Origin of the sequence: Bradyrhizobium prioriisuperbiae, assembly GCF_032397745.1 — a bacterium.
GTDB classification, from domain to species: Bacteria; Pseudomonadota; Alphaproteobacteria; order Rhizobiales; family Xanthobacteraceae; genus Bradyrhizobium_A; species Bradyrhizobium_A prioriisuperbiae.
Genome location: NZ_CP135921.1, coordinates 2,456,292 through 2,477,685, shown reverse-complemented (window position 1 = coordinate 2,477,685; position 21,394 = coordinate 2,456,292). Strand labels below are relative to the sequence as shown.

The 21,394-nt window shown below is 64.0% G+C and carries 25 protein-coding genes; 10 read left to right on the top strand and 15 right to left on the bottom strand.

All coding sequences use genetic code 11. The features are described from left to right. Positions 1–126 precede the first annotated feature (126 nt). The 6 genes from RS897_RS11690 (at position 127) to RS897_RS11665 (ending at position 3,740) form a co-directional block, all read left to right on the top strand. Positions 127–1,233 carry an amidohydrolase family protein gene (locus RS897_RS11690; RefSeq protein WP_315836713.1) on the top strand — a complete coding sequence of 369 codons (1,107 nt, stop codon included), beginning with the start codon at positions 127–129 and terminating at the stop codon, positions 1,231–1,233. Positions 1,234–1,339: 106 nt separating this feature from the next. Further along, positions 1,340–2,071, top strand: coding sequence for a heme ABC transporter permease (locus RS897_RS11685; protein WP_315836712.1), 732 nt, complete (start codon positions 1,340–1,342; stop codon positions 2,069–2,071). Then, positions 2,068–2,247, top strand: coding sequence for a heme exporter protein CcmD (ccmD, locus tag RS897_RS11680; RefSeq protein WP_315836711.1), 180 nt, complete (start codon positions 2,068–2,070; stop codon positions 2,245–2,247). Before RS897_RS11685 ends, ccmD begins: the two co-directional genes overlap by 4 nt. After that, entirely contained in the window at positions 2,244–2,858 is a 615-nt protein-coding gene (locus tag RS897_RS11675) for a DsbE family thiol:disulfide interchange protein (RefSeq protein ID WP_315836710.1), read from the top strand. The genes ccmD and RS897_RS11675 overlap by 4 nt, the downstream gene beginning before the upstream one ends. Positions 2,859–2,866: 8 nt before the next feature. Further along, a complete protein-coding gene (locus tag RS897_RS11670) occupies positions 2,867–3,208 on the top strand; it encodes a hypothetical protein (protein ID WP_315836709.1) in 342 nt (113 codons plus the stop codon). Between the two features lie 166 nt (positions 3,209–3,374). Continuing rightward, positions 3,375–3,740, top strand: a complete 366-nt coding sequence (locus tag RS897_RS11665) for a ComEA family DNA-binding protein (RefSeq protein ID WP_315836708.1) — start codon at positions 3,375–3,377, stop codon at positions 3,738–3,740. Positions 3,741–3,820: 80 nt separating this feature from the next. Here the strand turns inward: RS897_RS11665 and RS897_RS11660 are convergent, their stop codons facing one another. The 4 genes from RS897_RS11660 to ftsY form a co-directional block, all read right to left on the bottom strand. Next, complete coding sequence (locus RS897_RS11660; RefSeq protein WP_315836707.1) at positions 3,821–4,714, bottom strand: dioxygenase family protein; 894 nt, start codon at positions 4,712–4,714, stop codon at positions 3,821–3,823. Between the two features lie 137 nt (positions 4,715–4,851). After that, entirely contained in the window at positions 4,852–6,114 is a 1,263-nt protein-coding gene (locus RS897_RS11655; protein WP_315836706.1) for an aminopeptidase, read from the bottom strand. 45 nt (positions 6,115–6,159) lie between these two features. Further along, on the bottom strand, positions 6,160–6,762 hold the full coding sequence (locus tag RS897_RS11650; protein ID WP_315836705.1) for a septation protein A: 603 nt from the start codon (positions 6,760–6,762) through the stop codon (positions 6,160–6,162). Between the two features lie 16 nt (positions 6,763–6,778). Beyond that, a complete protein-coding gene (gene ftsY / locus RS897_RS11645; RefSeq protein ID WP_315836704.1) occupies positions 6,779–7,723 on the bottom strand; it encodes a signal recognition particle-docking protein FtsY in 945 nt (314 codons plus the stop codon). A gap of 95 nt (positions 7,724–7,818) precedes the next feature. On the opposite strand from ftsY, the gene RS897_RS11640 reads away from it, so the two are divergent. Beyond that, a complete protein-coding gene (locus RS897_RS11640) occupies positions 7,819–8,538 on the top strand; it encodes an RluA family pseudouridine synthase (RefSeq protein WP_315836703.1) in 720 nt (239 codons plus the stop codon). Here the strand turns inward: RS897_RS11640 and RS897_RS11635 are convergent. The 3 genes from RS897_RS11635 to dapF all read right to left on the bottom strand — a co-directional run bounded on the left by RS897_RS11635 (position 8,510) and on the right by dapF (position 11,245). Next, complete coding sequence (locus RS897_RS11635) at positions 8,510–8,941, bottom strand: 2'-5' RNA ligase family protein (RefSeq protein ID WP_315836702.1); 432 nt, start codon at positions 8,939–8,941, stop codon at positions 8,510–8,512. The two genes, RS897_RS11640 and RS897_RS11635, sit on opposite strands and share 29 nt — an antisense overlap. 95 nt (positions 8,942–9,036) lie before the next feature. Continuing rightward, positions 9,037–10,311: a tRNA (N(6)-L-threonylcarbamoyladenosine(37)-C(2))-methylthiotransferase MtaB gene (gene mtaB, locus RS897_RS11630; RefSeq protein ID WP_315836701.1), complete on the bottom strand. Its 1,275-nt coding sequence runs from the start codon at positions 10,309–10,311 to the stop codon at positions 9,037–9,039. A 64-nt stretch (positions 10,312–10,375) separates the two neighbouring features. Then, positions 10,376–11,245, bottom strand: a complete 870-nt coding sequence (gene dapF, locus RS897_RS11625; RefSeq protein ID WP_315836700.1) for a diaminopimelate epimerase — start codon at positions 11,243–11,245, stop codon at positions 10,376–10,378. A gap of 197 nt (positions 11,246–11,442) precedes the next feature. On the opposite strand from dapF, the gene RS897_RS11620 reads away from it, so the two are divergent. Both RS897_RS11620 and RS897_RS11615 read left to right on the top strand, forming a co-directional pair. Continuing rightward, positions 11,443–12,171: a GyrI-like domain-containing protein gene (locus tag RS897_RS11620; protein WP_315836699.1), complete on the top strand. Its 729-nt coding sequence runs from the start codon at positions 11,443–11,445 to the stop codon at positions 12,169–12,171. Between the two features lie 22 nt (positions 12,172–12,193). Beyond that, positions 12,194–12,913: an SIMPL domain-containing protein gene (locus RS897_RS11615; protein WP_315836698.1), complete on the top strand. Its 720-nt coding sequence runs from the start codon at positions 12,194–12,196 to the stop codon at positions 12,911–12,913. 69 nt (positions 12,914–12,982) lie between these two features. On the opposite strand, the gene pdxR is transcribed toward RS897_RS11615, so the two are convergent. After that, positions 12,983–14,464 (bottom strand): MocR-like pyridoxine biosynthesis transcription factor PdxR, encoded by a 1,482-nt coding sequence (pdxR, locus tag RS897_RS11610; protein ID WP_315836697.1) that lies wholly within the window; start codon positions 14,462–14,464, stop codon positions 12,983–12,985. 180 nt (positions 14,465–14,644) lie between these two features. On the opposite strand from pdxR, the gene RS897_RS11605 reads away from it, so the two are divergent. Beyond that, positions 14,645–15,532 carry an EamA family transporter gene (locus tag RS897_RS11605; RefSeq protein WP_315836696.1) on the top strand — a complete coding sequence of 296 codons (888 nt, stop codon included), beginning with the start codon at positions 14,645–14,647 and terminating at the stop codon, positions 15,530–15,532. A gap of 51 nt (positions 15,533–15,583) precedes the next feature. Here RS897_RS11605 and RS897_RS11600 read toward each other — a convergent pair whose 3' ends face one another. From RS897_RS11600 to RS897_RS11570, 7 genes are read right to left on the bottom strand one after another with little or no spacing between them, the layout of a single operon-like run. Then, positions 15,584–16,186 carry a DUF1989 domain-containing protein gene (locus RS897_RS11600; RefSeq protein WP_315836695.1) on the bottom strand — a complete coding sequence of 201 codons (603 nt, stop codon included), beginning with the start codon at positions 16,184–16,186 and terminating at the stop codon, positions 15,584–15,586. Positions 16,187–16,197: 11 nt separating this feature from the next. Next, complete coding sequence (locus RS897_RS11595; protein WP_315836694.1) at positions 16,198–17,181, bottom strand: arginase family protein; 984 nt, start codon at positions 17,179–17,181, stop codon at positions 16,198–16,200. A 4-nt stretch (positions 17,182–17,185) separates the two neighbouring features. Further along, positions 17,186–17,998: an amino acid ABC transporter ATP-binding protein gene (locus tag RS897_RS11590; protein ID WP_315836693.1), complete on the bottom strand. Its 813-nt coding sequence runs from the start codon at positions 17,996–17,998 to the stop codon at positions 17,186–17,188. Further along, positions 17,995–18,717, bottom strand: a complete 723-nt coding sequence (locus RS897_RS11585; protein ID WP_315836692.1) for an amino acid ABC transporter permease — start codon at positions 18,715–18,717, stop codon at positions 17,995–17,997. Before RS897_RS11585 ends, RS897_RS11590 begins: the two co-directional genes overlap by 4 nt. A gap of 3 nt (positions 18,718–18,720) precedes the next feature. After that, positions 18,721–19,380, bottom strand: coding sequence for an amino acid ABC transporter permease (locus RS897_RS11580; RefSeq protein WP_407654468.1), 660 nt, complete (start codon positions 19,378–19,380; stop codon positions 18,721–18,723). 44 nt (positions 19,381–19,424) lie between these two features. Beyond that, positions 19,425–20,282 carry a transporter substrate-binding domain-containing protein gene (locus RS897_RS11575; protein WP_315836691.1) on the bottom strand — a complete coding sequence of 286 codons (858 nt, stop codon included), beginning with the start codon at positions 20,280–20,282 and terminating at the stop codon, positions 19,425–19,427. 39 nt (positions 20,283–20,321) lie between these two features. Beyond that, positions 20,322–21,287, bottom strand: a complete 966-nt coding sequence (locus tag RS897_RS11570) for an agmatinase (protein ID WP_315836690.1) — start codon at positions 21,285–21,287, stop codon at positions 20,322–20,324. Between the last annotated feature and the right edge of the window lie 107 nt (positions 21,288–21,394).

Genomic DNA, 21,394 nt, shown 5'->3' with positions numbered 1-21,394 from the left:
TTGAATCGGCCTGCCACGGTTAACCGCCACGGCCAACAGCGATTGCACATGCCGCAAAAACACCAGAGTATGTCTGCAAATGTCCTGAATAATAGGACGCCGCCGATGGCCCGCAGAGACGACGCAATGAAGCATTCCGCTCCCAACACGACGGCGAACGCCGCAACGGCCACCTGCGGGTGCGGCATCAGCCGCCGCCATCTCCTGGCCGGCGCGGCCGCGTTTGCCGCCACAGCAGTCGATCCGTTTGCGAAGGCCATCGCGCAGACCTCGGCGCAGCCTCCCGTACAAGCCGCAACGCCGCCCGCCCCGTTCCGGATCGATGTCCATCATCATCTGACGCCGCCGGACTACATCACCGCCGTCCACGGCAAGGCGACAGTTCCGCCGCCGTCGACGAACTGGACCATCAACAAGACGCTCGACGACATGGATGCGGCCGCCGTGCAGACAGCGATGCTGTCGATCTCCACCCCCGGACTGTGGTTCGGCGATGCCGCCGCGTCCGCCAAGCTCGCCCGCGCGTGCAATGAATATTCCGCCAAGCTCGGTCTCGAGAACAAGGGCCGGTTCGGATCGTTCGCGGCGGTGCCGATGCCCAATGCAGACGCGGCGCTGGGCGAGATCAGCTACGCCCTCGACACGCTGAAGGCGGACGGCGTGCTGGTGTTCACCAGTTACGAAGGCAAATGGCTTGGCGATGCCTCCTTCATTCCGGTGTTTGAAGAGCTCAACCGGCGCAAGGCCGTGGTCTCGGTGCATCCCACCACGGCGGCCTGCTGTGGCAATCTCATTCCCTATATTCCCGACAACGTGGTCGAGTTCGGCACCGACACCACCCGCACCATCGCAAGCCTGATCTTTTCCGGTGCCGCCGAACGCTGGCCCGACATCAAGTTCATCTTCTCGCACGCCGGCGGCACCATGCCGTTCCTGATCGAGCGTTTCGAGTTCCTGGCGCGCATGCCGCAGGCCGCCAAGATGGTGCCGAATGGCGTGCGGGCGCCGCTGCAACGTTTTTTCTACGACACCGCCCAGGCCTCCAATCCCGCCGCGATGGGCGCGCTGCGCCTGCTGGTGGAGCCAACCCAGATCGTGTTCGGCACCGATTTCCCGTTTCGGACCAGCATCGAGCATGTGAACAACCTCGCCGGCTGCAAGGTGGTCGCCCCCGACCTGCGCAAGATCGAGCGTGACAACGCGCTGGGCCTGCTGCCAAGACTTCGCGTTTAAGACTTCGCGTTTAAGACTGCGGGTCTGGGACGCGAAAAGCCCCGTCACCTCAACGTCATCCAGTGAGGCCCTGACACGGCCCGCCGGTCTGCTATAAGGCGCGGCTATGGCCCTGATCGACCTCGCAAACCCGACCCGCTTTCTCGCCTTTAGCGCGCGCGCCCTGCCGTGGCTGATCGCCGTGACAGTGATCCTGCTGCTGGTCGGCCTGCAGCAGTCGGTCATGGCGCCGGACGACTACCAGCAGGGCGCCACCGTCAAGATCATGTTCATCCATGTGCCGAACGCCTGGCTGTCGATGTTCGTCTGGGGGGTCATGAGCATTGCCGCGCTGGGCACGCTGGTGTGGCGGCATCCGCTGGCCGACGTCGCGGCCAAGGCAGCCGCCCCGCTGGGCGCGGCGTTTACCTTCCTGGCACTGGTCACCGGCTCGCTGTGGGGCCGGCCGATGTGGGGCACCTATTGGGAATGGGATGCCCGGCTGACCTCGGTGCTGATCCTGTTCCTGATGTATCTGGGGCTGATGGTGCTGTGGCGCGCGGTCGAGGATCCGTCGCGCGCGGCGCGTGCGGCCGCGATCCTGACCCTGGTCGGCGCCATCAACCTGCCGATCATCAAGTTTTCGGTCGACTGGTGGAACACGCTGCACCAGGGTGCATCAGTGCTGCGAATGGGCGGACCGACCCTGGACCGCTCCTACCTGATCCCGCTGCTGATCATGGCGATTGCGTTCTCGCTGCTGTTCATCACGCTGCACATCGCCGCGATGCGCAACGAAATCCTGCGACGCCGAGTGCGCAGCCTGCAACTGCTGCAGGCCAGCCGGCAGCCGACATGAGTTTCGCCATGCTGGGTCCCTACGCCGCGTTCATCGTGTGGTCTTATGCCATCGTCACCGTCGTGGTGCTGGCGCTGATCGGCTGGGTGGTGAGCGACTATCGCCGCCAGCAGGCGATCTTGCGCGATCTCGACGCCAAGGGCATCACCCGTCGATCAGGACGCGAGGCCGCGTGAGCAGCGACGTGCAGCCAAACAACCAACAGCCCGCACCACGCCGCCGCTCCTGGCTCGTGGCCGTGCCGCTGATCGTATTCGCCGGCCTCGCCGCGATTTTCTGGTTTCGCCTGGGATCCGGCGATCCGTCGAAGATCCCCTCCGCCTTGATCGGCCGCCCCGCGCCACAAATGAAACTGCCCGCCCTCGACGGCCTTGTCAGCGCCGGCGCGCCGGTGCCCGGCCTCGACCCCGCCGCGCTGCAAGGCCGCGTCAGCATCGTCAACGTCTGGGCCTCATGGTGCGTGCCCTGCCATGACGAGGCGCCGCTGCTGCTCACCCTCGGCAAGGAGCTGCGGGCCAAAGGCGTGCAGATGATCGGCATCAATCAGAAGGATGCGCCTGACAACGCCCGGCGGTTTCTCGGGCGCTACGGCAATCCATTCGACATCGTCGGCGTCGACGGCAACGGCCGCGGCTCGATCGAATGGGGCGTCTATGGCGTGCCGGAAACGTTCGTGGTCGGCCGCGACGGCCGCATCACCTACAAACTGATCGGCGGCGTGACGCCGGAGAATGTCGAAAGCAAGCTGCGGCCCGAGATCGTCAAGGCGCTTGCAGCAGGCTCATAGTGTCCGTGATGAAGATCGATGTCTCTCATCATGTGGATGCATCGGAGCCGGACGCTGAAGGCTTCCACGACTATCACTATGAGTACGACATCTTCACCTTCTCGGACGGCGCGACGTGGTACATGGCGCGGGCTTATTCCGACACGCCGCACGCGGCGTCGTTCATGACATCCGACAGCCACGCTCTGACCGCGCAAGACCTGCACTATCCCTTGTTCGTCGAAGCCATCGCGTATCTTCGCGCAGCCGGAAAGACCGAGCTGTCCTGGTTCAGCGTAGCTGAAAGCCGCTACGTCCCGCTCGTCACGCCAGGCGGCGACGATGAAGCAACATTCAGAAATGCCGGCTAAGCCTCTAAAATATTTCGCACATTTATCTGCCATTCATTTTGCGGCCATGGCGCCGCCACGAAATCAAAGCTAGCTTGATGATGTCGACACGAAGTGGCGACGACACCTCGGGCGAACTCAGGATCACTCCATTCGCTCACACCCTGTCCTTGGAGGGACAACTCTAATGCGTCATTTCACGCTTGCAGCAATCACTGCCCTCGGCCTGATCGCGGCCACGCCGCTGATGGCCCAAACGCCTGCGCCTGCAACCAGCACCTCGAAAATGGCTCCGGCTCCCGCACCCGCAGGCAAGATGGCGCCCGCGACGGAGTCGAAGATGGCGCCGGCCCCGAAGGCCGAACTGCTGGATATCAATTCCGCGACCGCCGACCAGCTCGACGCGCTTCCCGGCGTCGGCAAGGCCTATTCGGCCGCCATCATCAAGGGCCGCCCGTACAAGGGCAAGGATGAGCTGGTGCAGAAGAAGATCGTGCCGGAGAAAACCTACGACGGCATCAAGGACAAGATCATCGCCAAGCAGAAGAGCTGAACGTTCGAATCATTTCGACATGAGCGCACCGGCGGCAATGCCGGTGCGTTCTTGTTTGTGCTGCTTTGTCTGCACTGCGGCTACTTGATGGGTGCGCGCGGCAGCACCGCCTCGCCGGGCTCCATGACATAGGTGTAGTCGAGCGCATACCACGGCGAGGCCACGCCGGTATCCGAGGGATGCGGCTCGTCGTGCCGCACATAATTGCCGACCAGCGCGCTGGTCACTCCGAACTGCACGTCGCTGTCGATGTGCGGGTCCTCAGGATCGTAGACCTGCGAGATCAGCACCTTGTATCCATGCCTGAAGATCAGCGCATGCAGATGCGCGGGCCGGAACGGATGCCTGCTCTGTGCCGCGAGCAGCCGGCCGACCACGCCATCGGTCGGAATGGGATAGCCGACCATCTTGACCGTCCTGAACCAGAAGCGACCATCCGTGTCGGTGGTGAACTTGCCTCGCAGGTTCATGTCGGCCTGCTCGGGATCCTGATTTTCATACAACCCCACCGGCGATGCGTGCCATATGTCGACCTCGGCACCCGCAATGGCGCGGCCGGACGGATCGATCACGCGCGCGGTGACGAACAGCGGATCGCCGGGCGTGTCCGAGCGGACAATGGTACCGCCATTCGCCACCCGCGGAGAGTTCAGGCGCCAGAATGGCCCGAGCAGCGACTGCGACGTCTCCGTATTGCCGCCGTCGCCATTGTTCAGCAGGCAGACCAGCGACGACACCCCGAGCGAACCGGCCATCAGAACGGCCTCGTTGTGGGTGTCGGTGGTCTGCTTGCCGATCGCGTTGAGAATGGCGGTCGCCTCGCGAAACTCCGCTTCGGTGAGGCGAACATCGCGAATGAAGCCGTGCAGATGCCTGACCAGTGACACCATGATCTCGCGCAGCCGCGGGTCGGTGGTCCGCTGCATCACCGCCAGCGCATCGACGGTGACGTCCTGCTCATTCTTGATGATCATGCCGTCCCTCGTATAGCGAGGGCCGGATCATGCGTTAACTCCGTTCGGCGCTCAAGCCGAACAGCGGGCGCAGCCGCGTGCCGGCGCAGCTGTTGCGGCAGGATTCAAGCGTCGAAACACTGTCGCCCGGCGAAAAATCAGGCCCACTCGCCGCCGCGCATCAGCGGCTCGCGACCACCGTCGCCACGAATGCCGTCGACATTGATCTGGTCGGAGCCGATCATCCAGTCGATGTGAATGAGGCTGGTGTTGGCGCCCTTTTCGGTCAGCTGCGGTGGGGTCAGCTTGTCACCGTCGCGGATGCACTTGGTGTAGGCCTGTCCCAGCGCGATGTGGCTCGCGGCATTTTCGTCGAACAGGGTGTTGTAGAACAGGATGCCGCTGTGGGAGATCGGCGAGGAATGCGGCACCAGCGCCACTTCGCCCAGCCGCCGCGCGCCCTCGTCGGTGGCAAGCACCTTGGCCAGCACGTCGGCACCGGTACGCGCACTCGATTCGACAATGCGCCCGCCCTCGAACCGCACCGCGATGTCCTCGATCAGGGTGCCCTGATAGGACAGCGGCTTGGTCGAGCGCACGGTGCCGTCGACCCGCAGCCGATGCGGGGTGGTGAACACTTCCTCGGTCGGGATATTGGCATTGCAGACGATGCCGTTCTTGGCGGTCGACGCGCCGCCCTCCCACCAATGGTCATCGGCGAGGCCGACCGTCAGGTCGGTGCCGGGGCCTTGGAAATGCAGGGCCGAAAAACGCTTGTCATTGAGCAGCGAGGTGCGGGCGTTGAGCGCCGCATTGTGTTGTTTCCAGGCGGCCACCGGATCCGGTCCATCGACCCGTGACGCGGCGAAGATCGCATCCCACAGCCGCGCCAGCGCCACCGGTGCCGGATCGTCCGGAAACACCGCCTTGGCCCAGGCCGGCGTCGCGTAGGACACGATGCTCCAGTTGATATCGAAGCCGACAATCAGTTCGAGTGCCGGCTTGTAGGCGGCGGAGCGCGCGCGGTTGGCGCGGGCGACTTTCTGCGAATCCTGTCCCGACAGCAGCGACGGGTCTTCACCGATCACGGCAAGCCGCGCGGCTCCGCTGCGGAACGCTGCCGCCATGCCATCATAGAGCCAGCCGCTGGCACGATCGAAACTTTCATCGGGCGCATGCCGGAACCGCGCCAGCGTGGTCTCGTCGTCGGAATACAGCGTGGTCACCAGCGATGCGCCGGCCTTGTACGCGTGCTCGGTGATCCGACGCACCAGCGGCAGCGCATCCACCGGCGCCGTCAACACCAGTTCCTGGCCGGCGCGAAGTTGCAGACCGACTCTGATCGCAATCTCGGCGAGACGATCAAGCCGTTCGTCGTGGGACAGGAGAGAGGTCTTCGAAAGTCCGGGGTCGATTGTCATGAGCCACAATCCGGTTGGAAGAACGGTTCGGTGAATGCTTGCTGGTCAACCCTTGCTGACGTCGCCGCGTTCGGCATCACCGGCTTCCGCCGTGGCCGGCTCCAGATGGTGGCGCTTGATCAGCGGCATCTGTGTCATCATGAAGATCATGGTCAGCGGAATCATGCCAAACGCCTTGAACGAGACCCAGACATCCGTGCTCTGGGTGCGCCAGATGATCTCGTTCAGCACCGCCATGGCGCCGAAGAACAACGCCCAGCGCAGTGTCAGCAGCCGCCAGCCCGCCGGCGTCAGATTAAACGCCTGGTCGAACAGGATCGCGATGAAGGAACGGCCGAACAGCAGGCCGCCGCCAAGGATCAGGCTGAACAGCGCATAGATGATGGTCGGCTTGATCTTGATGAAAGTCTCGTCGTGCAACCACAACGTCAGCGAGCCGAACACCAGAACGATGATGCCGGAAACGATGGCCATGATCGGCACATGCCGGGTCACTGAATAGGACACCGCCATTGCCACCACCACCGCGACCATGAAGGCGCCGGTGGCCACGAACAGGTTGGCCTTGGCATTGGCGATGAAGAAAATCACCAGAGGGCCGAGTTCGGTGGCGAGTTTGAACAGCGGATGCGGCGCGGTTTTGTTCATGTCAGCCTTCAGCCCTCTAACCTTCTTGTCCCGCAATCGCGCGGGCGAAATCCCGCGCGGTGAACGGCGCGAGATCGTCGATCCCCTCGCCGACGCCGATGAAATGCACCGGCAGCTTGTATCTCTCGGCCAGCGCCACCAGGATGCCGCCGCGCGCGGTGCCGTCGAGCTTGGTCATAACCAGGCCGGTGACGCCGGCCGTCTTCTGGAAGGCATCGACCTGCGACAGCGCGTTCTGGCCGACGGTGGCATCGAGCACCAGCAGCACAGCATGCGGCGCGCTCGCGTCGACCTTCTTGAGGACACGCACCACCTTCTCGAGTTCGTTCATCAGCTCGGCTTTATTCTGCAAACGGCCGGCGGTGTCGATCAGCAAGATGTCGCGGCCATCCGCCTTCGCGGCGGACAGCGCATCGAACGCCAGCCCCGCAGAATCCGAACCCTGGCTTCGCGCGATCACCGGCGCACCGGTCCGCTCGCCCCAGATCTTCAACTGCTCGATCGCCGCGGCGCGAAAGGTATCGCCGGCCGCGAGCATCACCTTGTGACCTTCGTGGGTCAATTTGGATGCGAGCTTGCCGATGGTGGTGGTCTTGCCGGAGCCGTTGACCCCGACGACAAGAATAACGAATGGCTTCCGCGCGCCATCGACGACAAGCGGCAGCGCCACCGGCGCCAGCACTTTTTCGACTTCGGTGGCGACCACGGCCTTGACCTCGTCCGCCGAGATCGCCTTGTCGTAACGGCCATGACCGACGGCGGCTGCAATCCGCGCCGCCACCTCGGTGCCGAGATCGGCGCGCAGCAGCACGTCCTCGATGTCCTCAACCATGGCGCGGTCGAGCTTGCGCTTGGTGACGAGATCGGCCACGGCGCTGCCGAGCGAACTCGAGGTCCGCTTCAGGCCGCTGGAGAGCCGGCGCCACCAGCTCTGTTTGGGTTGTTCCGCGCTATCGTTCATGATTTTCCCGTGTTAGCGGTTTCGCGGCCATAACGAAAGTCACCATTGCTCCATCCCGATTGGCTCCGTCTCCCTTGATCCGGCTCACTTAATTCATGGATACGCCGCAACCCACCCCGGAACAAATCCAGGCCCGCGTGCTTCATCGCGACGGGCTGATGCTGGTGATCGACAAGCCGGCCGGAATTCCGGTGCATCGCGGGCCGAAAGGCGGCGCCAATCTGGAGGCCTCGTTCGATGCGCTGCGCTTCGGCCTGCCGCGGCCCCCGGTGCTGGCCCATCGGCTCGACCGTGATACCTCCGGCTGCCTTGTTCTTGGGCGGCATCGCAAGGCGACGGCCTCGCTGGGGCTGCTGTTCAAGCACAGCAAGATTTCCAAGACCTACTGGGCCGTGGTCGAGGACGGCCCCGTTGAGGCCGAAGGTGAGATCAATATTCCACTGGGCCGGCTGAACGAGGAGCGCGGCTGGTGGCAGAAACCGGATCCCGATGGCCTGCCGTCACAGACCACATGGAAAGTGATGGGCCGCGGCAACGGACTGACCTGGCTGGCCCTTGAACCCATCACCGGCCGCACCCACCAGTTGCGCGTGCATTGCGCGGCGATGGGTTGGCCGATCGTCGGCGACAACATCTACGGCAATGGTCCGCGCTTCGGCGAGCCGTCGCTGCATCTGCATGCTCGCGAGATCGTGGTCCCGCTGTCAAAGAACAAGCCGCCGGTGTGCGTGACCGCGCCGGTGCCGGACCATCTGCACGAACGCATGCTGGCCTGTGGCTGGAATGCTAACGAGGCGCTAGATCCCAGCGCCTGATCGATGTAACCGGAACAAATTCGATCAGCTCGGCCGCCTGAAAGACGCCTGGCCTCGATTGCCAATATTGCTGCAGCAACCGCTGGGTCGCATCGAGTTTGGCCGCGGACAGTCCCGTTGCCATGGTGCAATGTGGCGTCCAGTGTTGCGATTGGTAATGCAACCGGCAGTCACCGGTAATCGCCGTGACAACCTCGCTCTGGAGCTGCTGTAATTCATCCGAAACCGCGAGCGCGGCATAAAGCACACCGCTTTCGGCGCCGAACGTCTCAAGCAGCGTCAGCGCGAAATCGAGAGCCGGACGGCCCGCAAACACACAATCCAGAGCAATCAGCGCGGCGTCCCGGTCAAGCGTGTCGTACACCGCCAGCGTGACATGCGGCGGATAGCCGAGGTCGACCATCGATCGCGACACATTCGCCGCCGCCAGCCGCTCCCAATAGGCGCGGATGGCCGATGACGACGCCGCGTCAAGCAGCAGGCAGACCGCGAAAGCCATCAGGCGACGCGCAGCCGGCTGTTGTCATGGCCGGTCACGGTCAGCGCACGAACCGCGCCGGGCATCTCGCCGGCGATCGCAACGGGTAGGAAATGTTCGGTGCGGCCCTGGCTTGCGCTTTCGATCAGCACGGCGCGGGTCTGGCCGACATCGGCGGCCAGCCGCCGCTGCAAAGCACGTTCGCCGCTGGCGCGCAGCCGCCGCGCGCGGTCGCGGATGATATCGCCCTTGACCTGCGGCATGCGCGCCGCCGGCGTGCCGGGCCGCGGGGAATACGGAAACACATGCAGGAAGGTGAGATCGCAGACTTCGACCAGATCGAGTGAGCGCGCAAACATGTCCTCGGTCTCGGTCGGGAAGCCGGCAATGATGTCGGCGCCGAACACCATGTCGGGTCGCAGCCGGCGCACCTGGGCGCAGAATGCAATCGCATCGTCCCGCGAATGCCGCCGCTTCATCCGCTTCAGGATCATGTCGTCGCCAGCCTGCAGCGACAGATGCAGATGCGGCATCAGCCTGACATCATCGGCGATGACCTCGAGCAGGTCGCGATCCGCCTCGATCGAATCGATCGAGGAGATGCGCAACCGCTGCAATTCCGGCACGTGCCGCAAAATCTGCCGCGTCAGCATGCCGAGCTTGGGCGCACCGGGCAGGTCCGCGCCATAACTGGTGAGATCGACACCGGTGAGCACGATCTCGGCGTGGCCGGCCTCCACCAGCGCGCGCACCTGATCGACCACGACGCCCATCGGCACTGAGCGCGAATTGCCCCGGCCATAAGGGATGATGCAGAAGGTGCAGCGATGATCGCAGCCGTTCTGCACCTGGACGAACGCCCGCGGCTGTCCGGCACCAAAACCCTCAACCAGATGCGGCGCCATCTCGGTGACGGCCATGATGTCCGACACGGCAATTTTCTGCGTGCTGTCGATGCCAAACGCCGGCGCCGCATCGAACGCGGCACGGGTGGCACGCCAGGCGGCACTCTGCATCTTGTCGTCATTGCCGAGCACGCGATCGACTTCGTCCATCGCGGCAAACATCGGCCCCTGCGTCTGCGCGGCACAGCCCGTGACCACGATGCGGGCCTCGGGGCGCTCACGCCGCAACTTGCGAATGCTTTGCCGGGCCTGTGCCACGGCCTCGTTGGTCACCGCGCAGGTATTGACCACGACGGTGTCGGCCAGGCCCGCACCCTCTGCCTCGCGGCGAATCACTTCGGACTCGAACGCGTTGAGGCGGCAGCCGAAGGTGACGACGTCGACGCTCATCCGATTAAGCGACGTTTTTCTTGAGCATGACCTTCATCAGAAAACCGGTATCCACTTTTCCGGATCATGCTCGTGTAAACAGCGCCGGATCGAACTTGCCTTCGAACTCGAAGTCTGCGGCGCCGGTCATCAGCACATGGTCGTCGCTCTCGCGCCATTCGATCACGAGATCGCCGCCAGGCAGCGTAATCCTGACCTTGCGGTTGGCGCGCCGCAGCCGTGCGGCGGCCACCGCGGTGGCGCATGCGGCCGAGCCACAGGCCCTGGTCAGTCCCGCGCCGCGCTCCCAGGTACGGATCACGATGTGCTCGCGGTCGACGATATGGGCCAGCGTGATATTGGCGCGTTCGGGGAAGATCGGGTGGTTTTCCAGCAGCGGACCGAAACGGCCGAGATCGTGGGCGTTGACGTCATCGACCCAGAACACCGCATGCGGATTGCCCATGCTGACCACGGACGGCGTGTGCAGCACCGGCGCATCGATCGGGCCGATCTGCAGCTCGATGGCGCGGGTGTCGCGAAACTCTTCGGCCAGCGGGATATCCTTCCATCCCAGCCGCGGCGGGCCCATGTCGACGGTGTAGGTGTCCGCCTCAGGCCCCTGCCAGCAGTTCAGCAGGCCGGCCTTGGTCTGGAACGTCAGCGCGGTCTTGCCGGTGGCCTCGAAGGTCCGGCGCGCCACGCAGCGCATGCCGTTGCCGCAAGCCGCCGCCTCCGAACCATCATTGTTATAGATCCGGATGAAGGCCTCGGTGCCAGCCAGCTGCGGCTTCATCAGCACCATCAGCTGATCGTACGGAACCCCGGCTGGGGCTGCGATCGCCCGGGCTTCGTCGGCACTGACCGAACCGGCAGAGTCGCGCAGATCCAGCACGACAATCTCGTTGCCGATGCCGTTCATCTTGACGAAGCTATGGTTGGCGAGCGCGCTCATGACAATCCTTTGAAACCTTATATGGCGAATGCCTGCGGATTGGCCAGAGCGGCGTTTCCGCCTGCTTTTCGCCGTCATGATCGCATGACATATCTGTCATGAGACGAAAGCGGATTTGGCGTGGTAGTCTGATCCGTCACGTGAAACGTTCGACTTTTACAGGTCGACGTCTGGCGATCATCCTGGGGAGATTTTGAATGAGCCGCGTCCGCCTTTTTTGTCATGCGATCACCCTGTTGATCCCGGCCGCCGCCATATCCCTGACCCTGACTACGGGCTGGGCTCAGTCTCCTACGGCCGCCACCCCCGCGACACCGCCGGCGGCCACCACACCCCCGGCAACCCCAGCCACACCGGCGACACCAACTCCGGCTTCACCACCCGCCGCCCAGGCCCCCGCGACCCCGCCCGCCACGGCACAGACCCCGGCCACGCCGCCCCCCGCCGATCAGAAGGCCCAGGTCGTCGACCCGTTCGGCGAGGAACAGACCCTGGCGCCGAAAACCGTGCTGGCGCTCAAGGGCACCGCAAACTGGGATTCCGCCTTCGACACCCTGACCGACTCGCTGAAGACCCTCACCACGTTCCTGGACAAGCAGGGCGTCAAGGCGGCCGGCTCCTCGATGATCGTCTACACCTCGACCGACGACGCTGGCTTCACGTTCCTGGCGGAAATTCCGGTCGAGCAGGAGCCGAAGAACCTGGCGAAGGACATGTCGGTCAGCAAATCGCCGGAGGGCAAGGTGCTGAAGTTCGTGCACCGCGGCTCCTACGACAACATGGACAATACCTACGAGGCCATCACCAACCATCTTGATGACAAAAAGCTGGAGGCAAAAGACACCTTCATCGAGGAGTATGTCACCGATCCGCTGAAGACCGCGGAAGACAAGCTCGTCATCAATGTGTTCGTGCCTCTGAAGTGAGGTTTTTGGAAGTGAGTTTTCAATGATGCGCAAGACCTCTCTCGCTCTGATCTGTGCTGCGGCCCTAGCCGGCACCTCCTTTGCCGGATCGATGGCCCATGCGCAGACCATGCCGCCGGCGATCACGGTGGCTGGTGAAGCCACCATCTCGGTGGCTCCGGACCGGGCGGAGATCGATGGCGGCGTCACCACCGAGGCGAAGACCGCGCGCGAAGCGGCCGAGGCCAACAACAAGGCGATGAGCGCCGTGCTGGCGGCCCTGAAAGCCTCGGGCATTGCCGAGAAGGACATCCAGACCTCGCGGCTGTCGCTGCAGCCGCAGCAGAGCGCGCCGCGCAGCAATCCCAACGGACCGGTGCAGATCACCGGCTATCGCGCCAGCAACCGCGTGACGCTAACGCTGCGCGACGTCACCAAGGTTGCGACCGCCATCGACACCCTGGTCAGCGCCGGCGCCAACGAGATCAGCGGCATCAGCTTCTCGGTGTCGCAGGCCTCGAAACTGCTGGACGAGGCGCGCAGCCACGCCATCGCCGACGCCCAGCGCAAGGCGGAGATCTACGCCAAGGCCGCCAATGTCAACCTCGGCGCGCCGATCAGCATTTCCGAAGAGGGATCGCCGGGCCCGGTGCCGATGTATGCGCGCAAGATGTCGGCCAGCGCCGACTCGACTCCGATCGCACCGGGCGCAGAGACGCTGCGGATCGCGGTGAGTGTGTCCTACGCCATCAAGCAGCAGTAATTTAAGAATTGACCTTCATGAAATCGTCATTCCGGAAGCCGCGCCGCGGCTCTCCGGAATGAGTTCCGTTCACGATTCCGTTCGCCTGGCTCGCTTCGCCGCAATCACGATTTTGGCCAGACGCGCGGCTGCGGGCACGATCACCTCACGAGGATATCCGCTGAAGCCGAGCATGAGCGCCGAGCGCGCAGGCGCATCGATGTATAGCTTGCTCATGGCCTTGACGATCACGCCGCGCGCACGCGCCGATTGCTCGACAGCGACGTCGGAGAGTCCATCGCCGAGATAGGTGACCAGATGCATGCCCTGATCCGGCACGTCCACGGTGAGTACGTCACCCGCCGTCCGCGTCAGCTCCTCCGCAAGCGCATCACGTTGCACGCGATACTGCAATCGCATGCGGCGGATGTGAGCGGCGAGATGACCGTCGCGCATGAACGCGGTCATAACTGCCTGTTGCAGGCTCGGCGGTTGCCGATCCATGAGACTGCGCGCGGTCGCGAATGTCGCAAGCAATGGCGCCGGTACCACGGCATAGCCGAGCCGCAGACCGGGAAACAGCGCCTTGTTGAGCGTGCCGATGTAGATCACCCGCCCACTGTCATCGAGGCCCTGGAGCGACGCCAGCGGCCGGCCCGAATAGCGGAATTCACTGGCATAGTCGTCCTCGACAATCCAGGCGTCGTTCGTGCGTGCCCATGCAAGAAGCTCGAGCCGTCGCGCCATCGAGAGCACCACGCCGGTCGGATACTGATGAGAGGGCGTCACGAACGCCGCCCGCGCCGCCAGCGCCAGTCCGATGCCTGCACCGACATCCAACCCCTGCGCATCCACCGGAACCGGCCGAACGACGATTCCACAACTGATGAGCGCCTGCCGGACAAAGGGATAGCCGGGATCCTCGACCCAGGCCTGGTCTCCAGGGCGAAGCAGCACGCGGGTCGCAATATCGATCGCGTGCTGCGTGCCCGCGGTGACGATGATCTGTCCGGGATCGCAACGCACCGCCCGCGCAGCCCGCAGGTAATCGCAGATCGCGCGGCGCAGCTCCGGCGAGCCGCAGGGATTGGCGTAGCCGAGGTGGTCGGGCCCGAAAGTCCGGGCCGCATGCCGGGTCAGGCGCCGCCAGACCTCGACGGTACGCTCATCCAGCAGCGTGCGCCCCGTGTTGAAGGGCCGCTCGTCCGTGTGAGCCAGAAACCCAGCGGCGCTTTCAACCGGGACAGGATCTTCTTGTCGCACATGATCTGCCTGCAGCGAATGCCGCTGCCGATCCGGCGAGCCCGTGTCGACCCTTTCGGGAAGATCGGTCGAAACGTAAGTCCCCGAACCTCGTTTGGACGAGAGATATCCTTCGGCGAGCAGTTGCTCATAAGCGGCGATGACCGACGCACGCGCAATGCCGAGCCGCGACGCCAGACTGCGCGAGGACGGCAATCTGGCTCCGGAACGAAGCCCCCGCGACAGGATAGCCGAGCGAACCTGCAAATAGGCCTGGTGAACGACCGAGGCCTCGCTGCCGCGATCCACCTGTCGCCAGTCATAGAGCATGGCCCATCCCGGCCTCGCAGCCGGCAGCACTTGATCCCGATGACGGGGCGAACGTGGGCGCTTTTCGTTCAAGTGGTCTACCTAAATATTGAAAGTGGACCTTCTTGCAGATCCATTAGCAAATTAACCTCTCGCTCACCATCCCACCCGAGACCCGGCAAGCGGAAACGAGCGCGCGCGATGACCCCGCGTCACATGATCCTGGCGGCCCTCACGTCCTTAATCTGGGGTTTCGCTTTTGTCGCGACCAAGTGGGGCCTGGAAAGCTTCTCCGCACCGCAGCTCACCGCCTTGCGGTTTCTGATCGCGAGCGTGCCCATCCTGTTTGTGCCGCGACCACGGATCGGATGGTGCATGCTGGTGATGATCGGGACCACCCTGTTCGCCGGACAATTCCTGCTGTTGTTCTTCGCTTTCGAAGCTGGCCTGCCACCGGGCCTCGCGTCCGTGACGCAGCAGATGCAGGTTTTTCTAACCGTGCTGCTCTCCGCCATTGTCCTGCGCGACATTCCCAACCGACGCCAATGCACGGGCATGGCTGTCGCCTTTGCGGGGCTGATATTGATCGGGCTGACCGTCGGGACCGATTTCAAACCATTGGCGCTGGGGCTTGCGCTGGCTGGTGCGCTGAGTTGGGCGGTTGGCAATGTGCTGGTCAAGCGAGCGCCCGCGGTGCCGATCTTTTCCATCATCGTGTGGGCGAGCCTCATCCCGCCGCTGCCGTCGCTAGTAATCTCCGCGCTGCAAAACCACGAGCCGAGCTTCATAACAGCGATTTCGGACGCCTCGTTCCTGGGACTCGCAGGCGCCGTTTATCTCGGAGCGGCCGCGACAATGGCCTATGCGATCTGGGGCGATCTGCTGCAAAGCTATCCTGCCGGCGCAGTTGCCCCGTTTGCTCTGCTGTCGCCCTGTACGGGCGTGCTGGCCTCAGCGCTGGTGTTCGGCGAGATCTTCAGTCCGGCGCGTTACGCCGGCATGGCCCTGATCCTGCTGGGCCTTTCGATCATCGTGCTCCCCGCGGAATGGCTGAGAGCCCCGCGCGACGGCACGACACGCATACATTGATGTGGGATTCTCGCTTAATGTGAGAATCCCCGGGCCTCCCATCCGACGCGATCAGCCCATCAGCTGAATATGCGCCTCGGTCGGTTTGCGTTCGGCGCCGTTGATCGGCGTGATGTCCTGCGGGCAGGCGGAGAAGACCACGTAGCAATCCCGTGTCGCCCGCAGCAGCACATGATCGCCTGGGCGCGAGACCGGCTCGCCTTGGGTCAGACTGAGATCGCTGTTGACCGGGATGTTCATGAACAGATTGAGCGGCTGCGGCACATGGCCGGCGCTCAAGCCGATCTCCGCCATGGCCTCGATCATGTTGTCGGCGCAGTTGCGATGATAATCGGTGCAGCCGAGATGCTTGTAACGCCAGCGGTCGCACGCGGCCATCAGCGTGTCGTGGATTCCGGGCGAGGTATCTTCTTCCAGCACCAGGATCGGCTCGCGCTTGTTGGTGAACAGCGTCTGGCCGGCGGCCGGCATCAGCCGGGCGTTCTCGACCCTGGTATGCTCCATCGACATGTGATGTCGCAGATCCTCGATGCAGAACGCCCAGGTGTCCACCACCTGGGAGCCGTGGGTGTTGATCACCTTGACGGCCTGGCCCCGGCCAAGACGAATGGCTTTGCCGCGGGTGGCGGGAATGGTCTCGCTGACTTCGCTCATGATGATCTCCTTCAAGCGGCGAAACGGGTGTTGCGACGAGCGGCCCAACGGGGCTGGGCGCAGATGTGGCCAAGAAATTCGATCACGGTCAGCGCCCCCAGATAGGCGGTGACGCCGGTGCCGACATCGAGCGGCGGATTGACCTCGACGAAGTCGAAGCCCGCGATATCGTGGCGCTCGGCAATGGCCTTCAGGCTGTCGCGCAATTCAGGATAGGTCAGCCCGTTGGGCTCGGCCGAGACGCAGCCCGGCACCAGCGACATGTCCATCGCATCGACATCGATGCTGACATAGACGCGCGAGCCAGCCGGCAGCAGATCGGCAACGCCTTGCGGGCCGATCCGGCGGAACTCGCCCATTGGAATGATGCGATTGCCCGACGCGATGACGTCCTCCACCTGCGCCGGCGAATGGCGCAGGCTGCGGATGCCGACCTGGGTCAGGCTCAGCGCGTTATCCATGCCGGCGATGTGGCGAAAGGCGTGGCTGTTGGTCAGGGTCAGATCGTTCTCGAACGGCGCGTAGTCGGTGTGCGCGTCAAAGTGAATGACGTGCAGTTTCTCGTCGAACGCGCGGAAGATCGGATAGGTGATTGAGTGGTCGCCGCCAAGCACCACCGGCAGCGCGCCGCGATCGAGAATGCCGCGCACCATGGCGGTAATGTTCTCAAAGGTGCGCGGCGCGTTGGCCGGATGGATATCGACATCGCCGACGTCGGCGATCAGGCCCTGCGACATCTCCTCGACGAGATATTCGCAGCGCGTCTCCGGATCGTAGTAACCCTTGCCGCCGCCATAAAATCGCAGCGAATGTTCGCGCAGTGCGCGCGGCGCGAAGCGGCTGCCGGGCATAAACGGCGAGCCTTCGTCAAAGGGCACGCCAAGCACGGCGATGGCCGCGTCGAGTTTCGACAGGTCCTCGCAGATCCGTGCACGCAGGAACGACGGGATGCCGACATAGGGCCGGTTGACGCGGGACATGACGTTGAAGGACATGACGTTACTCCGTTGAATTGATCGCGGACGCGGCCTGACGGCGGCCCGCCAGCACCAGATCGAGAAAATTGCGCAGCCGCGGCTCCTTGGGCGCGGCGATAATCTCGCGTGCCGGCCCCTCTTCCAGGATGCGGCCGTGATCCATGAAGGCGATACGGTCGGCAACGTTGGCCGCAAATCCGATCTCGTGGGTGACCACCAGCATGGTCATGCCGGTCTCGGCCAGCGACCGCAGCACCGCCAGCACCTCGCCGACCAACTCCGGATCGAGCGCCGAGGTCGGTTCGTCGAACAGCATCAAGGCTGGATCCATCGCGAGCGCGCGGGCAATGGCTACCCGCTGCTTCTGCCCTCCGGACAGCGCATGCGGATGGCGATCGATCCGGTCCGCGAGCCCCAGCCGCACCAGCAATTCTTCGCCACGCCGGGTCGCCTCGGCCCGCGATCGCCCCAGCACCACCATCTGCGGGCGCACCACGTTTTCCAGCGCCGTCATGTGCGGCCAGAGATTGAACTGCTGAAACACCAGGCCGATCTTCGGTCGCAGCGCATCGATCTCGCGCCGGCTCTGACGGCGCACCACGCCGCCACCGGTCAACTCCCGCCCGAACGGCTTGCCGATCACCTCGATGAAGCCGTCGTCGGGCTGTTCCAGCCAGGTCAGGCAGCGCAGCAATGTGCTCTTGCCGCAACCGCTCGGGCCGATCAGCGCGACGATCTCGCTCGGGCGCACGTCGAGATACAGATTGTCGAGTGCAACAGCGCCGAAAAAGCGTTTGGTCAGGCCCGAGACGCGGAGGATCGGCGTCGCGCTCATGAGGCCCTCCGCGCGACAAGGGATAGGTAACGCTCGGCGATGGTGTTGCGGCTGACGCCGCCGGCCTGGGTCGCGCCAACGCGGCGCTCCAGCCACCTGGAGCATTCCGCAATCACGGCCGCGATCAGCCAGTAGATCGACGCCACCGCCGCGAATACCTCGAAGGGCGCAAACGTGTTCCCCTGCACGACAAGGCTCTGGTAGGTGAGCTCCGGCACCGTGATGGAGGAGAGTACGGCGGACTCCTTCATCATCGTCAGCGTCATATTGGTGGACGGCGGCACCAGCGTGCGCAGGATCTGCGGCGCCACCACATGCCACATCGCCTCTGCCGGCGACATGCCGATGGCGCGCGCGCTTTCGAACTGGCCGCGCGGCAGCGCCAGGATCGCCGCACGCACGATCTCGGCATAATAGGCGCTGGCGAACAGCGCGAGCGCCAGCGTCCCGACGAAGGTCGCCGGCAGGCGAATGCCTGAAAACGGCAGTCCGTAATAAACGACGAACAGCAGGATGATGAAGGGAATGTTGCGCAGCGTTTCGATATAGAGCCCGGTGACCAGCCGCGGCGGCCACCCCGGCATCAGCGCAATCAATGCGACCGCAATCCCTGCGGCATAGCCGATGACCAGGGCCGTGGCCGAGACCTGGACGGTCAGCCAAGCGCCCTGCAGCAACAGCGGCCAGTAATCGAGCAGCAAAGCGGGATTGAAATGCATGGCTCAGATCCGCGACCGCGCGAACCGGCTCTCCGCCACCCGGCCGGACAGGCTGATAACGAGATTGATGGCCAGAAACATCAGCGCCGCGCCAATCAAAGTCTCGAACGGCCGATAGCTCGCGCTTGCAATCTGCTGGGCCGTGCGCAGCACCTCGACCACGGTGATGACCGACAGCAGCGCGGTGCCCTTCACCACGATGGTCGCCTCGTTGATCAGCACCGGCACGATGCGGCGGAATAGCTGCGGCAGCACCACCTTGAACCAGATGGCGCGCGGCGGCAGGCCGAGCGCGGTCGCTGCCTCGATCTGACCGGAATCGATGGTCGCGAGGCCGCCGCGCATGCTCTCGCTGACGAAGACCATGCTGTTGAACGCAATGGCGGAGACACCCGCGACTTGCGGCGAGAGATCAAGACCAACAGCCGGCAGCACATAATAGGCGATGAAGATCTGGATCAGCAGCGGCGTGCCGCGCACGAAGCTGATGACGACGGCGATGAACGCGTTTACCGCGGCAATCTTGCGGGAGCGCAGGATGGTGAGCGCGGTGCCAAGCGCCAGCGCCAGCAGCATGATCAGAAGCGCCAGGCGGATGTTGACGGCCGCCGCGCGCATCAGAGCGGGCAGGATCGAGAGCAGATAATCGAGCTTGAAGCCCATGCAATCGACCTTTCACGCCGGTCAAAGACCGCCCATCCACTCGCCTACATCGCACCAGGCGGCAGGTAGCCGTCGTCCGGAATCTTCATCTCGAAACCGAACCATTTTTTCTGCAGTGCGCTGAGCCGGCCGTCGTCGCGCATCTTGCGGATGACGGCGGAAATGGCATCGCGCAGATCCTTGTCGTCGGGTCGCGTGACCCAGGACAGATACGTGAAGCCTCCGTCCTGAGGCGTCGGGGCCAGCAGCTCGAACACGTCGGGCTTGTCCTTGACCAGTGCGGCGAGGCTCGGCAGCGGCTGGATCACCGCATCGACCTCGCCATTGGCGAGTGCGACGTAGCTTTCGGGGAACGCCGTGAACAGCTTCAATTCCTTGAAGCCCGATCCACCCGCAGCCTTCAGCTTGGCGTCGAGGGCCCGCGCCACTGGCTCCGTCGAGGACGCGAGCTGTGTCCCGACGACCTTGCCGTTGAGGTCTTCCGGCTTGCTCAGCTTGTCGCCCTTGCGCTTCATGGCATACGACACGCCGTCGGCGATCGGCATGGTGTAGGCATAACGTTTGGCGCGCTCCGGATTGATGCCGACCGTGGTGGCGACGAAATCGAACTTGCCGGCCAGCACACCCGGCAAGATGCCTTGCCAGGGCAGATCGAGCTGATTCAGTTTCTTGACACCGAATTCCTTCACCACCTCAGCCAGGATGTCGGGGCCGTAGCCGACGATCTTGCCATCCCTGACGAATTCGAACGGCGGATAGGCGGCTTCGGTGCCGACCGTCACCTCGCCGGTCCGCTTGATCTTCTCCAGCGTCGTCTCGGCGAAGGCAGGCGCGCTCGCAGCGACGACGAAACAGGCACTCCCTGCGAGAAGACCCATCACTTTGCGTTTGATCTGCGGCATGGCGGCACCTCTTCTGCTGTTGCGGATGATGACATCGTCTCAGGCGGGCGGCGCGTCGAAATAGTTCGCCCGCACGGCCGCCCCGATCAGATTCACGATCAGGCGACCGGCGGTGATGCAGGAGATCATGTTGACGTCGGTGGACGGCGTGATCTCCACGATGTCCATGCCCACGACGCGTCCCTTGCGAACGAGGCCGTGGATTAGCTTGCGCACCTGATGGAAGGTGAGCCCACCGGGAGCCGGGCCCTCGACGGCCGGCATCACGCTCGGGTCAAGGCCATCGGCATCGATGGTGATGTAGTACTGGCCCCCGTCCGGGATCCGCTCGAGCACCGTGTCCATGCCACGGTCATGCACTTCGTATGCCGGAATGATGTTGGACCCGTAGGCAGCCGCCGCCTCGACCTCCTCCGGGCGCGCACTGCCTTGCGCACGGATCCCGATCTGGAAGATTTCGCCGATATGCGGCATCTCCGATGCCCGGCGGATCGGGCTCGACAGGCCATCGCGGACGCCATTGACATGGTCGCGCCAGTCGATGTGCGCATCGACCTGGATCAGCGTGATCGGGCCATGGTCCTTGTAGGCGCGCAGGATCGGGATCGGGATGCCGTGGTCACCGCCGATGGTGATCGGCAGGGCACCGGCGGCAAGAATCTTGCTTACTGCTTGTTCGGCGCGAACGTAATGGCTGCGGAGGTCGGTCATGTCGGCGGGAACATTGCCGACATCGACCACTTTCAAGGCACGTCCGCCGTAGATCGGGCCGCCGACGTCATAATCGTAGCGTTCCAGGCCGCGGCAGATGCGATCGGTGACGGACCGAACCGCATCCGGCGCCTTGCTCTGATCGTTCGTGATCGCGGAGGCCTGGTAAGCGCTGCCAAACGGGATGCCGAGAATGGCGACGTGCGCGTCAAGAGCATCGAGATCGGTGCAGATGGGCGACCAGAGCAGGCTCTGGTGCTTTAGCGAAGGCGGCACCGTCAAGGGCAGAGCCATACGTCCTCCAAATAACGCCGTGTTCGATTTGCCGAACAAATCGGCATCTGACCGAAAAGCGATCGGCCCGCGGGTCGCCGAGGTGATGGCGCACGGTAATCCGGGCT

Bases quoted from the DNA above. Each gene is read 5' to 3' on its own strand.
- RS897_RS11575 (WP_315836691.1), bottom strand. From the start codon at position 20,282: ATGCCGCAGATCAAACGCAAAGTGATGGGTCTTCTCGCAGGGAGTGCC.
- RS897_RS11590 (WP_315836693.1), bottom strand. From the start codon at position 17,998: ATGAGCGCGACGCCGATCCTCCGCGTCTCGGGCCTGACCAAACGCTTT.
- RS897_RS11615 (WP_315836698.1), top strand. From the start codon at position 12,194: ATGATGCGCAAGACCTCTCTCGCTCTGATCTGTGCTGCGGCCCTAGCC.
- RS897_RS11635 (WP_315836702.1), bottom strand. From the start codon at position 8,941: ATGGTCGACCTCGGCTATCCGCCGCATGTCACGCTGGCGGTGTACGAC.
- RS897_RS11585 (WP_315836692.1), bottom strand. From the start codon at position 18,717: ATGCATTTCAATCCCGCTTTGCTGCTCGATTACTGGCCGCTGTTGCTG.
- ccmD (WP_315836711.1), top strand. From the start codon at position 2,068: ATGAGTTTCGCCATGCTGGGTCCCTACGCCGCGTTCATCGTGTGGTCT.
- RS897_RS11640 (WP_315836703.1), top strand. From the start codon at position 7,819: ATGGATACGCCGCAACCCACCCCGGAACAAATCCAGGCCCGCGTGCTT.
- RS897_RS11660 (WP_315836707.1), bottom strand. From the start codon at position 4,714: ATGATCATCAAGAATGAGCAGGACGTCACCGTCGATGCGCTGGCGGTG.
- RS897_RS11670 (WP_315836709.1), top strand. From the start codon at position 2,867: ATGAAGATCGATGTCTCTCATCATGTGGATGCATCGGAGCCGGACGCT.
- RS897_RS11580 (WP_407654468.1), bottom strand. From the start codon at position 19,380: ATGGGCTTCAAGCTCGATTATCTGCTCTCGATCCTGCCCGCTCTGATG.
- ftsY (WP_315836704.1), bottom strand. From the start codon at position 7,723: ATGAACGATAGCGCGGAACAACCCAAACAGAGCTGGTGGCGCCGGCTC.
- RS897_RS11595 (WP_315836694.1), bottom strand. From the start codon at position 17,181: ATGTCCTTCAACGTCATGTCCCGCGTCAACCGGCCCTATGTCGGCATC.
- RS897_RS11650 (WP_315836705.1), bottom strand. From the start codon at position 6,762: ATGAACAAAACCGCGCCGCATCCGCTGTTCAAACTCGCCACCGAACTC.
- RS897_RS11605 (WP_315836696.1), top strand. From the start codon at position 14,645: ATGACCCCGCGTCACATGATCCTGGCGGCCCTCACGTCCTTAATCTGG.
- mtaB (WP_315836701.1), bottom strand. From the start codon at position 10,311: ATGAGCGTCGACGTCGTCACCTTCGGCTGCCGCCTCAACGCGTTCGAG.
- pdxR (WP_315836697.1), bottom strand. From the start codon at position 14,464: ATGCTCTATGACTGGCGACAGGTGGATCGCGGCAGCGAGGCCTCGGTC.
- dapF (WP_315836700.1), bottom strand. From the start codon at position 11,245: ATGAGCGCGCTCGCCAACCATAGCTTCGTCAAGATGAACGGCATCGGC.
- RS897_RS11690 (WP_315836713.1), top strand. From the start codon at position 127: ATGAAGCATTCCGCTCCCAACACGACGGCGAACGCCGCAACGGCCACC.
- RS897_RS11665 (WP_315836708.1), top strand. From the start codon at position 3,375: ATGCGTCATTTCACGCTTGCAGCAATCACTGCCCTCGGCCTGATCGCG.
- RS897_RS11600 (WP_315836695.1), bottom strand. From the start codon at position 16,186: ATGAGCGAAGTCAGCGAGACCATTCCCGCCACCCGCGGCAAAGCCATT.
- RS897_RS11620 (WP_315836699.1), top strand. From the start codon at position 11,443: ATGAGCCGCGTCCGCCTTTTTTGTCATGCGATCACCCTGTTGATCCCG.
- RS897_RS11570 (WP_315836690.1), bottom strand. From the start codon at position 21,287: ATGGCTCTGCCCTTGACGGTGCCGCCTTCGCTAAAGCACCAGAGCCTG.
- RS897_RS11685 (WP_315836712.1), top strand. From the start codon at position 1,340: ATGGCCCTGATCGACCTCGCAAACCCGACCCGCTTTCTCGCCTTTAGC.
- RS897_RS11655 (WP_315836706.1), bottom strand. From the start codon at position 6,114: ATGACAATCGACCCCGGACTTTCGAAGACCTCTCTCCTGTCCCACGAC.